The following is a 12922-nucleotide window of genomic DNA, read 5'->3' as shown; positions in this document are numbered from 1 at the left end:
CTTTTTCTTTGTATTTATGGGCAAAAAGCGCCACAATCAACTAAGTTCAGTAACAATTCACTGATATTCAGTTAAAGTAAATGCTGGATAAATGTATGGGATAGGTATCTTAGTCGTTTTATGATACTGAAATTAGCCTATTCTCATTTACGAAAAACACAATAGCTACTCTCTATTTGATTTTATCAAAGGAATAATAATGACTTGGCACTATGGGATCCTATTTACTGCACTATTATCAAGCTCTGCATTCGCACAATCAGAATCAACAGCAAAAACCAACGAGCAAGATGATGATGTCGAGCTAGTAAAGCAATGTATTTTAAATGAGGCAATTGGCGGGGCTGGCGAGATGACGCTAGCACAACTGCGTGAAAAATGCTCATCACTTGATGAAAGCAAACAACTTACCGCACTCGATAAGCGCCAAGCACGCGAAGAAGTAAGTAAAGAAAACCGTAATGTTATTACCCCACACAAACGTAACTACATTTTACCTGTTTCTTATGTATCCCACCCAAACAATAGCTCGTTTGAAGCGTATGACGAACTAACCGGTGAAAAACAAGATGAACCACTCGATAACTTAGAAGCAAAATATCAGCTTTCAATTAAGGTACCTATTTTCGATGATTTTTCTGATGAAGACCAGGCTATATTTTTTGCCTTTACATTACAGTCATATTGGCAGCTTTATAACAAAGAAAGTTCCTCACCATTTCGTGAGACCAACTATGAGCCTGAAATTTTTTGGGTTAATTATTTAGATAAAAAGCACGTTCCATGGGGCGACGAAATGGCAGTAGTCCTTGGTATTTCGCATCAATCTAACGGTAATAGTCAGCCTGATTCGCGCTCATGGAACCGTATTTATGCAAACTTTTTGTGGGAAAACGATGGCTATGTGTTTAGCTTTAAACCTTGGTACCGTATTTCAGAAAGCGAGAAGGAAACGCCATTAGATCCAAGAGGTGATGATAACCCTGATATTTACAAATACATGGGTTACTTTGAATTTAGCGGTGCATATCGACTTAATGATCATGAATTTAGTTTTATGACCCGCAATAATTTAAATTCAGATAACCGCGGTGCAATTCAGCTTGATTGGTCATTCCCATTATGGGGCCGAGTTCGCGGTTACGCCCAATACTTCAACGGCTACGGTGAAAGTTTAATTGATTATAACGCTGACATAGAACGTATTGGCGTGGGTATATTATTAACTGATTTACTATAAAAAAAGGCCAAGCAATTGCTTGGCCTTATCTTTTGTTTGCTCTGAATTCTAACTACTTAATAATTCTAAATGTACCTTCAAACTCAGCAACCAGTAACTCACCATCGTAGATTTCCACTGGTACTACATAGCTCGCTTTACCTTCTGACTCTAACTCGGCTAATTTACCCTTACAGCCGCTTAAATCAACGCTGCCACGTGGGTCGTTATTAAGCGGTTTTAAATATTTAATATTAGCATCAGCTAACACAATATTACCTTCAAGCCCGGCTTCTTTGAGTGCTAAATAAGTCGCGCCCCAGCCGGTTAACGTCGCTAAACTATAAATAGAGCCAGCAAACATAGTGTTATGCAAGTTTAAGTTCGCATTTAAATCTGCACTGGTGGTAAATTGCCAATCAGTGTAACTTTCAACTTTAATGCCCATAGCATCGCTGATCGGAATAGATTCGCGCCAGGTATTTTGCAGAACTTGGGTCCAATTGGGATGGCGGAACCAGCCTGGCTCAGACGGTTTTTGTTTCACCATTTTCCAGTGTTGTACATCATCGTAAGCTAAGTGAGCCTTTTCTTTTAATTCATAACCATGACGTTTGTAAAATTCTAATGCTCGTTCACGAGCGAATAAAACTAACTCATCGGCGTCTTGAGTCCAGGCTATTTTCTCGAGCTCATGCAATAAACGGCTACCAATGTGTTGATTACGGTTACCTTGTGCAACGGCCATATAACGGACTTGCGCTTGTTGTTGATTATTAAAATGCAGTCGTGCAACACCTAACACTGCCCCCTCTTTATTTTTAATAAAGCGATGCTCAGCATCTTGCTCTAAATCATCCTGCTCAGAACCACGCGGTTCATTCCAAGGCGCGCGCAATACTTGCCAACGTAATTGATAATACGCTTGCCAATCTTCGCTACTTTGTGGTGTTGTCACCTGAAACATAATCACTCCTGTTGCTACCAAGGCCGCAAACGCTTGCTAATTCAAGATGCGTTTATCTAACTAAAAATGCGGTCAGTTATTATTTGCAAACTACCATACTCCATCTGGTAAAAACTTGGAATACGACTTTGGTGAGCAACGCAAAATAACTGCTTTACCTGTAAAACTTGATAGACATATTGGCACTTTAGATTGACTCGTCTATGCTGATGTAACTATGGAACATTTTTTTGAAGACAACGGGGCAGTAAAACACAGCTTTATCGAAGATTGTCACCGTATCGGGCAACTACTCTATTGGCACAAATATGGCGCCGATTGCATTCAGGTACGCCAACATAAGCAGTTACGTTGGTTATTGATCAACGAAACACTACAGTCAGTGGTCGAGAAAAGCAGCCCAAGCCATTTGCTGTTTCCGCATTTGCAATATTTAGCGCAATTATGGCAACCACTCCCGGCACCAAACGCCGTACTTGAACTGGGCTTAGGTGGCGGCGCTATCCGCAATTACTTACAACACACCTACCCTGATAGTCAGCTACTTTCTGTAGAGAAAAATCCGAATATCATTCATTGCTATAAGCGTTTTTTTGGTGGTGAGCATGCATCGAATTTACGCTGTTTTGATGCTGAAGCTGTATTAGAGCATGGCCCACAATACGATTGGATCATTCTTGACCTATTTAGCCAATTAGATGCGCCGTTATTTTTATACAAACACCGCTTTTATGAAAAACTGCGCTGTGCTTTAACTAAAAATGGCTATTTATTTATTAATTTTTTATCTGGTCATGAATCACAATTAAAGCAGTTAGAACATTTGCTGATCACCACTTTTGGTAAAATACCTGGCATCGAAAAAATTCCAGGTTATGCCAACAACATCGTGGTGATCAGAAAATAACTGCTAGCCTTAACTACACTGTTAAATTAAATGTCACCGGCCCATCATTACATAAACTGACTTGCATATCCGCAGCAAATTGCCCTGTAGCTACGCTTAACCCCATAACTCTAGCTTGGCTAACAAAGTATTCGTATAGCTGATTAGCTTGTGCAGGTGTGGCTGCTGATGAAAAACTTGGCCGCATGCCTTTTTTAGTATCTGCCGCCAGAGTAAATTGCGATACCACCAATAACTCACCTTGAATATCTTGCAGGCTTAAATTCATTTTGTCGTTTTCATCGCTAAATACGCGGTAATTGCTAACTTTATGTAGCAGCTTATCAGTGCTTTGTTGATCATCATGCTTTTCAACTCCAAGCAACAATAAAAGCCCCTGCTCAATTTGCCCAACCACCTGACCATCCACTTCAACTTTTGCGTGTTTTACGCGCTGAATTAATCCTTGCATCTATTCCTCGATAATTTGATCCACATAAGATCGGCTGCACGCCGCACTGCCGCTAAATATACATTACTATCAACACCATGCCCAACACCATCTAAAATAAGTAACTGTGCGTTGAGTTGCTCAGCTAAATGCTGTACGGCATTAAAACGACACACTAAATCATGCCTGCCATGAATAAACCAAGTAGGAATTTTACTAATTTTTTTATAGTGTTCACCAATGAAGTTATCAGTAATAAAACACTGAGCAGTAAAGTAATGGACCATTAAACGCGCCATATTAAGCCCCAACTGTGGTGAACTTAACCCCCATTGATGTTGCTGTTTACCATGGCTTAATACGTTTTCCCATTGGCACCATAATTTAGCAAAGTGATTTGCATTAATTTGATTATCATCATTTAACTGCCGCCGATAAAACGCAAAAATGCTGGCAACATCAGGTAACTCCTGAGAAAAACGCGCATATAATTCAGGATAAAAATGTGCAGCAGCACCATGACGACTATATAGCCACTGAAAATCGGCTGAAGTAGCCAAAAACGTGCCTCGTAAAATTAACCCATGTACATGTTGAGTGTGTTCAATGGCATACAGCAAACACAGAGTTGCTCCCCACGAACCACCGCTTAACACCCACTTTTCTAGTCCTAAGTAAGTGCGTAAATAATCAAGGTCAGCGACCAGTTCTGTGGTTGTATTAGCGCTAGTTAAATGAGGCGTTGATTGCCCGCAGCCGCGTTGGCTATATAAAATAATACGATAACGGGTAGGATCAAAGAAACGGCAATTATCAGCATGCAAACCTACGCCGGGACCGCCATGGCAAATTACCACCGGCAGGCCAGCTGGAGCACCGAACTCTTGTACATGAATTTGATGTCCACTCCCTACACTCAAATGAAAGTCATGGTATGGGGTAATATTTGGATATAACTGCATAATGCCGATTCTCCTATCAGCGATGCAGTGAATTACTTATTAGCATCGCCCTCATCAAGGATAATATCGGGTGTATCTTCGATATTTTTAGGGCCAATGCACACTGTAAACTCTGCACCGAGTAACACAACCACCCACGACAAATACACCCACACAAACAAAATTGGAATAGTTGCCACCGCACCATAAATCACTTCGTATGAAGGAAAGTGACTGATATAAAGTGCAAAACCTTTTTTAGTTAATTCAAACAACAAGGCTGCAAATAAAGCACCTGGTACTGCAGCTTTAAAAGATACGCGAGTATTAGGCACTAAAGTATAGAGCATAATAAAGCCAGCCATAGAAATTAAATAAGGCAGTAATTTTAATAAAAAGCCACTAAAGCCCGGAATACCCTGATCGGCAAATGATACTAACGACACAATATATGAAGTAACACCAATACTTGCGCCTAATAACAATGGCCCTAAACTCAACACCATCCAATATACCGCGAAAGAAATCATCATTGGTCGCTTGGTTTTAATCCGCCAAATTCGATTCAGTGTCGCATCAACATTACGGATCAGTAGCAATGCTATCGCTGCAAGAAAACCAATACCTACAGCAGTCATTTGATTCGCATTACCTGCAAAAGACGTTATATGCTCTTTAATTACATCTGATGAGGTGGGCACAAAGTTAGTAAATAAAAAGTTTTCAATAGCAATACGGGTATCTTCAAAGCCAGGAAAAGCCGAGAAAATAGCCACGCCAACTGCAATTAAAGGAACCAATGAAAGTAAGGTTACATAGGCTAAATAACCAGCATTTACAGTAATTTGGTCGTCAATACAGCGATTAATATACTGCATCCACCACGTTGGCTGCTGACGTATAAGTACCCTCAACTGCTGTTTATAATGTGCGACCTTTTCATTCATAAAGTTAACTTTCTGCTAAAATAGTTTTGATTATCATAGCAATCCACCACATAATTTACAGCACTAACGGATTTAAAAAGGGATCTCGATGAAAAAACTGACTTTACTCAGCGCACCAATATTGGCCTTATCACTGGCTTTATCTGGCTGCCAATCTGCATATTACTCGGCTATGGAATCAGTTGGTGTGCATAAGCGTGACATTTTAGTGGACCGCGTAGAAGCAACTAAAGAGTCTCAAGAAGAGTCTCAAGAGGAATTCCAATCTGCACTTGAACGTTTAACAACATTGATTAACTTTGATGGTGGAGATGTACAAGCAGCCTATGACCAACTCAATGATGACTACGAATCTAGCCTTGCGGCTGCTAATGACGTTACAAATAACATCAACAAAGTTGAAGATGTAGCTGAAGCATTGTTTGAAGAATGGAGCGATGAATTAGAACAATATTCTAACGCTTCACTTAAACGTGAAAGTAATAAAAAGCTCACCGCAACCAAACGTGACTTTGATAAACTGTTACGCTCTATGCGTAATGCTGAAAGCAAGATGGAGCCGGTACTGTCATCACTGCATGACAATGTTTTATACTTGAAGCATAACCTTAATGCACAAGCTGTATCAGCCATTCAAGGTGAATTCACTAATCTTAAGCGCGACATCAAAGTGTTAATGGATGACATGAACAAGTCGATTGCTGATTCAAATAAATTTATTGAGCAAATGAGTAAAGCAGGCTAAATCAGCTGTGAGTTTGCCTGTCACTTATCAAGAGCGCTAGTTTGCTAGTCGCAGAGTAATCAAAGCCTACATTTATGTAGGCTTTTTTGTTGTTATATCTTGTTACTTTTTAAGTGTTTTTTCATCGGCTATTTTTGCTACAATTCTACCTAATTAGAATTATAAAAACATTAAACAATGAAAATACGTGCAGTTAGTTTAATTATCGCATCAAGTTTATTAGCTGCGTGTAGCACTGCCAATCATGTGCAAAGAATTGCAGGCGCTGATACTGTTGTGCCACTTCATCAAGAGGGTGAACAGGCTGGGCGCTACCACAACCTCTATCCAGGGAAAAAAACCTATCCGATTAGCTGCGAAAGTGATTGTTACCCAAGTAATGCTAACTTGATATGTGAAACTCCGGGTGAAAACTGCCTCTATCAAGGCGCGCAACTAGCACCACAACTAAATACCGGCTACACAGTTCGCTGGCTCGGTCACGCCGGGTTTATGATCAACACTCCTAACGGCCAGCAAGTTGTATTTGACCCAGTAAAAGAGCAATTTGACTCCCCTGTTGATTTAGCTTTTCGGCTTGCATCTGGGTTTTATCGTAAGCCTGGGGACTGGCTTAGCGAAAGCGAACTTAACAATCTAGACGCAGTAATTTATTCTCATATTCATTACGATCACTTCAATAAAGCAGACATTGAAAGCATCGGTAATAAACCTCGCTACTTAACACCACTTGGTATGGCAGATAACTTTCCTACCGGTGGTTTTAATATTAGCGAAATGGCGTGGTACGCAAACACTAACATTGATGATTTAACCATTCATGCGCTACCTGCACATCATTTTAGCGCCCGCGTGCTGGTACCTTTTATTTATGAAGATCGCGATAAAGATTTATGGAATGGCTGGTTACTTGAGCAAAATGGCAGCACTTTATTTTTTGCAGGCGATACTGGCTACTCCCAACATTTTAAGGATATCCAACAAAAATACGGTGATATTGATATCTGTTTAATGCCGATTGCCTCTTATTACCACGAAGAGAATGGCAACTGGTATCGTTATGTACATACTACTCCTGAGGATGCCTTAACAGCTGCACAGCAGCTTAATTGTAAAGTTATGATACCTTGGGGCTATGGCAACTCAAGTTGGAAGATGGGCGATCACAGCAGCCATTCTGCATTGCTGCGCTTATTGCATATGTATGATGAGATGAAGTCACAAATCCCGCTGTATATTTTAAATGAAGGGCAAAGTGTCGCACTATAAAACAATACTTGGGTACTGATACGATTGCTCTTCCGCCTTACATTGACCATCACCGAGAGAGCGATGTATTGGCCCAAGTAACATACTAAAAAAACCATTAATTATATTCGCTGTTTGGTGTGTCTCTGAGCTATCAAGCGAGTGGTTCTGCACTTGCCGTTGCTGACTTTGCGCACTACCAACAACAAAGTCACAACCTGAGCTCATTACTTGCGACGAAGTACAGCCAGATAACAACATAGCCACAATCAACAACAATACGTTAGCCACAATTATTCCTTTTATATTAATTCTAGTAGTGCCATTACTTTAGCTGTTAATTACACTCAACAATGTAAAAAACTGTACTCACTTACGATCCATTACTACCAGTAATTTTATACCTGAACATTATGTCTGTTGTTTTCAATTTTTGTTTCAGTCACTATTAAGCCATAAACAAAATAAGAAACTTTGAGAATTAGATGAAAACAGCCGCGCTTACCTTAAGCCTATTAATGAGCAACGCCGCTATGGCTATCGATGTAGAGCATACAGCAACACCAATTACTATTGACGGTGTATCTGAAAGCGCATGGGACCAAGCAAAATGGCAGCCTATGCCTTTTCTTATGGATGGCACCTTGCCTGACTCAGATAAAGACTTTATAGGCCGCTACAAGTTACTTTGGGATGAAAACTACCTGTATTTACAAGCCGATATTGTGGATGATGTACTAATTGATACCCATCCAGATCCTACCGATAAGTACTGGGACGATGATGCCTTAGAAGTGTTTATTGATAGCGACGCATCTGGCGGTAACCATCAGTTCAATCATACTGCGTTTGCCTATCACATTGGTCTTGATAACCAAGCTGCCGATTTCGGAGCTGATAAAAAACCCCATTTATACACAGATCATTTAATCAGCCACTGGCAACGAAACAGTACCGCCCCATATAACATCACATGGGAAGTAGCCATTAAGCTCTACCCGAATGATTTCCAAGAAGGCGCGCCAAACACCCCGCTTAAGTTAACGGCAAAACAAGTAATCGGCTTTATGCTCGCCTACTGCGATAACGACGGCAGTAAAATTCGTGAGCACTTTATGGGTTCGCATGAAGTACAACCCGTAAATGGCAGCCGCAACCTAGGCTATATCGACGCCAGCGTATTTGGAAAGATTACGTTATTACCGAAAAAGTAATAGGAGTTGGCGAGTCAACTAGAGTAAAGTTATCAAGTTAAGCAAGGTTGGGTTGAGCGCAGCGAAACCCAACGAAAAAATACCCCGCTAACAAAAACAGGGGCTTTGCATTATCAGCTACTTTAAAAGCCCTTCCTCTTTTACTGCTCATTTTCTTCTCCTTGTGCAAAAAATCTTTAAGTCAGTTATTCACAAAGAGGATAAGAGGCGCTGCACTTTTAGAGGAAAGAGGTTATGTTGCATGGTTTATAAAATCTAGCGGTTTTTACCTAATAGCTATACAAACACCAATCTAGCCAACTACGCTGCTCTAATCTGACAGCTGACCGCTTATAGCTTACAGCTCTTCCCCTCACAAACTTTACTCTCGCTAACTAATAACCACAAAAAAGCCGCTGTATTTTGCAATACAGCGGCTTTTAAAATCAGCTTAATTTATAAGGTGATTATCCTTTAGGCGCACGACCAGCACGTTTACGTTCGTTTTCTGTAAGATGACGCTTACGGATACGAATGTTTAGTGGTGTTACTTCAACTAGCTCGTCATCATCGATGAACTCAAGCGCTTGCTCAAGTGAGTAGTTTAGGTGCGGAGAAAGCGTTTGCGCTTCATCAGTACCAGATGCACGTACGTTAGTTAACTGCTTGCCTTTAAGGGCGTTAACTGTAAGGTCGTTATCACGGTTATGAATACCGATAACCATACCTTCGTATACTTCAACACCGTGACCGATGAATAAGCGACCACGTTCTTGTAAGTTGAATAATGCGTTAGTAAGTGCTTTACCTGTTGCATTTGCAATCATTACACCGTTCTTACGAACACCGATCTCGCCACCTTTGTGCGGACCGTAATGGTCAAAAGTATGGTACATAAGACCTGAACCTGATGTAAGCGTCATGAAATCAGTTTGGAAACCGATTAAACCACGACTTGGGATCATAAAGTCTAAACGCATACGACCTTTGCCATCTGGCGTCATATTTGTTAGTTCGCCTTTACGAAGACCAATTTGTTCCATTACAGAACCTTGGTGCTCATCTTGACAGTCAATTGTTACTGTTTCAAACGGTTCTTCTAGAACGCCATCAACAGTACGTAAGATTACTTCTGGACGAGAAACAGCTAGCTCGTAACCTTCACGACGCATGTTTTCGATTAAGATACCTAGGTGTAATTCACCACGACCAGATACACGGAAGCTATCTGGGCTAGCAGTATCTTCAACGCGAAGTGCTACGTTGTGTACTAATTCTTTGTCTAAACGCTCACGGATATTACGTGACGTTACAAACTTACCTTCTTTACCACAGAAAGGTGAGTTATTTACAGAGAATGTCATTGTTACAGTTGGCTCATCAACACTTAGTGGTGGTAATGCCTCAACGTTGCCAGGGAAACAAACTGTATCAGAAATCTTAAGCTCACCAATACCTGTTACTGTAACGATGTTACCAGCGTAAGCTTTATCAGTTTCGATACGCTCAAGGCCTAGGTAGCTTTGTACTGCGCCAATTTTACCATTACGTTTAGTACCATCGGCACTGATAATAGTAACTTGTTGGTTAGGAGCAACAGAACCACGTTTGATACGACCGATACCGACTACACCAACATATGAGTTGTAATCAAGTTGCGAAATCTGCATTTGGAAGTCACCTTCAGGATCTGCATCCGGTGGTGATACTTCGTCAACGATCATCTTGAACATAGGTTCCATGTTGTCTGATGGCTCGTCTAAATCTAATGTTGCCCAGCCGTTGATTGCTGATGCATAGATTACTTTAAAGTCTAACTGTTCGTCAGTTGCGCCTAAGTTGTCGAATAAATCAAAGATTTGATCCATAACCCAATCAGGACGTGCACCTGGCTTATCAATTTTATTGATAACAACGATTGGCTTTAAGCCTTGCGCGAATGCTTTTTGCGTAACGAAACGCGTTTGTGGCATTGGACCTTCTTGAGCATCAACAAGTAGTAATACTGAGTCAGCCATCGAAAGTACGCGTTCAACTTCACCGCCAAAGTCGGCGTGTCCAGGGGTGTCTACGATATTGATATGGTAGTCATTCCATGAAATGGCTGTGTTTTTAGCCAAAATGGTAATACCACGTTCTTTCTCAATGTCGTTTGAGTCCATCACGCGCTCTTCGTTACCGCCGCGTGTTTCTAATGTACCTGATTGCTCAAGTAGTTTGTCAACCAATGTTGTTTTACCGTGGTCAACGTGCGCGATAATCGCTATATTTCTTAACTTTTCGATGCTCATATTTTTACTCAGAGAAATTAATTCTCAATGATCCTGCAAGATCTACGCACTCACCTGCGTTTTCACGAGATGTCCCAGCATAGGATTTAAAAGGGCGCATATTATCCCTCATTAATGACATGGATGAAAGTTTATCCAATATATATTTCACAACTTTCTTCATACTTCTAATAAGTATCTGTTTTATATATGACATTTTAATTAATTTAATTTTTCAATTTGTCACTATTTTGCTCATTCCTAGCTATTATTGTCATAATTTGGCAGTATTTGGTGAGTAAGTTAGCTTTATGTTGGTGTTTATAATCTATACAATTTAGCGCAAAGAGAAGTGACCACACTGACGCACCAAAATGATCACAAGCCGATCCAATATGGTGCAAAACATATAACAGCTGGATGTAGAACTTATTTTTTAACCTTAAAAAACAATGCACTATAAAAATGGCATAAAAGCCGCTTACTATAAAAGCAAAAGCAATTATGCAGCAAAATAAAACCCAACAGTTGGAGGACACATGTCACAATCGGTTTTAGATTTTATTAAAGAAAATGACGTTAAGTTCGTTGATTTACGCTTTACTGATACCAAAGGTAAAGAGCAACATGTTTCTATTCCTCATCACCAAGTAGATGAAGATTTCTTTGAAGACGGCAAAATGTTTGACGGTTCTTCAATTGCTGGTTGGAAAGGCATTAACGAATCAGACATGGTATTACTACCTGTTGCTGAGTCTGCTAAATTAGACCCTTTCACAGAAGAAGCTACTTTAATTTTACGTTGTGATGTTGTTGAACCTGGCACATTACAAGGTTATGAGCGTGATCCTCGTTCAGTTGCTAAGCGCGCTGAAGAGTACATGCGTTCTACTGGTATTGCTGATACCGTGCTATTTGGTCCTGAGCCAGAGTTCTTCGTATTTGATGACATCAAATACAAAACTGATATGTCAGGTTCAATGTACAAAATTGATTCTAAGCAAGCAGCTTGGAACTCAGATAAAAGCTACGAAGGCGGCAACACTGGCCATCGTCCAGGCGTGAAAGGTGGTTATTTCCCTGTTGCTCCAGTTGATGATTTCCAAGATTGGCGTTCAGCTACGTGTTTAGTTCTTGAAGAGCTAGGTCAAGTTGTAGAAGCGCATCACCACGAAGTGGCTACAGCTGGTCAAAACGAAATCGCAACTCGCTTTAACACTATGGTATTAAAAGCGGATGAAATCCAAGAAATGAAATATGTTATCCATAACATGGCTCATTTATATGGCAAAACAGCTACCTTCATGCCTAAGCCAATAGTTGGTGACAATGGTTCTGGTATGCACTGTCACCAGTCTTTAGCTAAAGACGGTGTTAACTTATTCGCAGGCGACAAGTACGGCGGTCTTTCTGAAGAAGCGCTTTACTACATCGGTGGTATTATCAAGCATGCTAAAGCAATCAATGCTTTTGCAAATGCGTCTACTAACTCGTACAAACGTTTAGTACCAGGGTTTGAAGCGCCAGTAATGCTTGCATATTCTGCACGTAACCGTTCTGCATCAATCCGTATCCCAGTGGTTCCATCAGAAAAAGGTCGTCGTATCGAAGTACGCTTCCCAGATCCAACAGCTAACCCATACCTTGCTTTCGCTGCAATGCTTATGGCTGGCCTTGATGGTATCAAAAACAAGATCCACCCTGGCGATGCAATGGATAAAGATTTATACGACTTACCAGCAGAAGAAGCAGCAGAAATCCCAACAGTTGCAACTTCACTACAAGAAGCGCTTGCGTCTCTAGATGCTGACCGTGAGTTCTTAAATCAAGGTGGTGTATTCACTAACGATTTAATCGATGCTTACATTGCGCTTAAGTCTAAAGAAGTTGAAAAGCTTAACATGACGACTCACCCTGTTGAGTTCGAAATGTACTACAGCTGTTAATTAGGCTGTAGAAAAATTATCTTATAGATAATATATGTGTGTTCTCAAGGCCCGTTCTGCGGGCTTTTTTTATGGCTAATTTTCCCATTCTCCACTAAAGTTTAATTAG

12 protein-coding genes are annotated in these 12922 nt (G+C 40.6%); 6 read left to right on the top strand and 6 right to left on the bottom strand.

The genetic code is table 11. The features are described 5' to 3' along the window. The first annotated feature begins 199 nt into the window (after nt 1–199). Nucleotides 200–1240 (top strand): phospholipase A, encoded by a 1041-nt coding sequence (locus H5154_RS16470; RefSeq protein ID WP_149980465.1) that lies wholly within the window; start codon nt 200–202, stop codon nt 1238–1240. A 52-nt stretch (nt 1241–1292) separates the two neighbouring features. On the opposite strand, the gene H5154_RS16465 is transcribed toward H5154_RS16470, so the two are convergent. Continuing rightward, nucleotides 1293–2186 (bottom strand): bifunctional GNAT family N-acetyltransferase/hotdog fold thioesterase, encoded by an 894-nt coding sequence (locus H5154_RS16465; protein WP_145237973.1) that lies wholly within the window; start codon nt 2184–2186, stop codon nt 1293–1295. A 217-nt stretch (nt 2187–2403) separates the two neighbouring features. On the opposite strand from H5154_RS16465, the gene H5154_RS16460 reads away from it, so the two are divergent. Further along, nucleotides 2404–3093, top strand: a complete 690-nt coding sequence (locus H5154_RS16460; protein ID WP_182718985.1) for a spermidine synthase — start codon at nt 2404–2406, stop codon at nt 3091–3093. 13 nt (nt 3094–3106) lie between these two features. On the opposite strand, the gene dtd is transcribed toward H5154_RS16460, so the two are convergent. From dtd to H5154_RS16445, 3 genes are read right to left on the bottom strand one after another with little or no spacing between them, the layout of a single operon-like run. Next, the gene (dtd, locus tag H5154_RS16455; RefSeq protein ID WP_182718984.1) at nt 3107–3544 is read right to left on the bottom strand and encodes a D-aminoacyl-tRNA deacylase; all 438 of its coding nucleotides are present in this window, start codon (nt 3542–3544) and stop codon (nt 3107–3109) included. Next, a complete protein-coding gene (locus H5154_RS16450; RefSeq protein WP_182718983.1) occupies nt 3532–4485 on the bottom strand; it encodes an alpha/beta fold hydrolase in 954 nt (317 codons plus the stop codon). Before H5154_RS16450 ends, dtd begins: the two co-directional genes overlap by 13 nt. Nucleotides 4486–4517: 32 nt before the next feature. Then, nucleotides 4518–5411: a virulence factor BrkB family protein gene (locus tag H5154_RS16445; protein WP_145237963.1), complete on the bottom strand. Its 894-nt coding sequence runs from the start codon at nt 5409–5411 to the stop codon at nt 4518–4520. Nucleotides 5412–5499: 88 nt separating this feature from the next. Between H5154_RS16445 and H5154_RS16440 the strand changes: the two genes are divergently transcribed. Continuing rightward, nucleotides 5500–6156, top strand: a complete 657-nt coding sequence (locus H5154_RS16440; protein WP_145237960.1) for a DUF2959 domain-containing protein — start codon at nt 5500–5502, stop codon at nt 6154–6156. A gap of 177 nt (nt 6157–6333) precedes the next feature. Then, entirely contained in the window at nt 6334–7425 is a 1092-nt protein-coding gene (locus H5154_RS16435) for an MBL fold metallo-hydrolase (protein WP_182718982.1), read from the top strand. Here the strand turns inward: H5154_RS16435 and H5154_RS16430 are convergent. Further along, nucleotides 7420–7695, bottom strand: coding sequence for a hypothetical protein (locus H5154_RS16430; protein ID WP_182718981.1), 276 nt, complete (start codon nt 7693–7695; stop codon nt 7420–7422). The two genes, H5154_RS16435 and H5154_RS16430, sit on opposite strands and share 6 nt — an antisense overlap. Before the next feature lie 194 nt (nt 7696–7889). Between H5154_RS16430 and H5154_RS16425 the strand changes: the two genes are divergently transcribed. Next, nucleotides 7890–8618 carry a CBM9 family sugar-binding protein gene (locus H5154_RS16425; RefSeq protein ID WP_182718980.1) on the top strand — a complete coding sequence of 243 codons (729 nt, stop codon included), beginning with the start codon at nt 7890–7892 and terminating at the stop codon, nt 8616–8618. A gap of 446 nt (nt 8619–9064) precedes the next feature. Here the strand turns inward: H5154_RS16425 and typA are convergent, their stop codons facing one another. Then, nucleotides 9065–10888 (bottom strand): translational GTPase TypA, encoded by a 1824-nt coding sequence (gene typA, locus H5154_RS16420; RefSeq protein ID WP_145237948.1) that lies wholly within the window; start codon nt 10886–10888, stop codon nt 9065–9067. Nucleotides 10889–11406: 518 nt separating this feature from the next. Between typA and glnA the strand changes: the two genes are divergently transcribed. Then, nucleotides 11407–12813 carry a glutamate--ammonia ligase gene (gene glnA / locus H5154_RS16415; RefSeq protein ID WP_182718979.1) on the top strand — a complete coding sequence of 469 codons (1407 nt, stop codon included), beginning with the start codon at nt 11407–11409 and terminating at the stop codon, nt 12811–12813. The last annotated feature ends 109 nt before the right edge of the window (nt 12814–12922 follow it).

Source organism: Pseudoalteromonas sp. SR44-5, from assembly GCF_014163675.1.
Taxonomy (GTDB): domain Bacteria; phylum Pseudomonadota; class Gammaproteobacteria; order Enterobacterales; family Alteromonadaceae; genus Pseudoalteromonas; species Pseudoalteromonas rhizosphaerae.
The sequence above is the reverse complement of the archived record's forward strand: the minus strand, read 5'-3'. Positions and strand labels throughout refer to the sequence as shown.

What these genes read in the sequence shown, in the direction of transcription:
- dtd (WP_182718984.1), bottom strand. Translation starts at nt 3,544, where the DNA reads ATGCAAGGATTAATTCAGCGCGTAAAACACGCAAAAGTTGAAGTGGAT.
- H5154_RS16440 (WP_145237960.1), top strand. Translation starts at nt 5,500, where the DNA reads ATGAAAAAACTGACTTTACTCAGCGCACCAATATTGGCCTTATCACTG.
- H5154_RS16460 (WP_182718985.1), top strand. Translation starts at nt 2,404, where the DNA reads ATGGAACATTTTTTTGAAGACAACGGGGCAGTAAAACACAGCTTTATC.
- H5154_RS16450 (WP_182718983.1), bottom strand. Translation starts at nt 4,485, where the DNA reads ATGCAGTTATATCCAAATATTACCCCATACCATGACTTTCATTTGAGT.
- glnA (WP_182718979.1), top strand. Translation starts at nt 11,407, where the DNA reads ATGTCACAATCGGTTTTAGATTTTATTAAAGAAAATGACGTTAAGTTC.
- H5154_RS16445 (WP_145237963.1), bottom strand. Translation starts at nt 5,411, where the DNA reads ATGAATGAAAAGGTCGCACATTATAAACAGCAGTTGAGGGTACTTATA.
- H5154_RS16425 (WP_182718980.1), top strand. Translation starts at nt 7,890, where the DNA reads ATGAAAACAGCCGCGCTTACCTTAAGCCTATTAATGAGCAACGCCGCT.
- typA (WP_145237948.1), bottom strand. Translation starts at nt 10,888, where the DNA reads ATGAGCATCGAAAAGTTAAGAAATATAGCGATTATCGCGCACGTTGAC.
- H5154_RS16465 (WP_145237973.1), bottom strand. Translation starts at nt 2,186, where the DNA reads ATGTTTCAGGTGACAACACCACAAAGTAGCGAAGATTGGCAAGCGTAT.
- H5154_RS16435 (WP_182718982.1), top strand. Translation starts at nt 6,334, where the DNA reads ATGAAAATACGTGCAGTTAGTTTAATTATCGCATCAAGTTTATTAGCT.
- H5154_RS16470 (WP_149980465.1), top strand. Translation starts at nt 200, where the DNA reads ATGACTTGGCACTATGGGATCCTATTTACTGCACTATTATCAAGCTCT.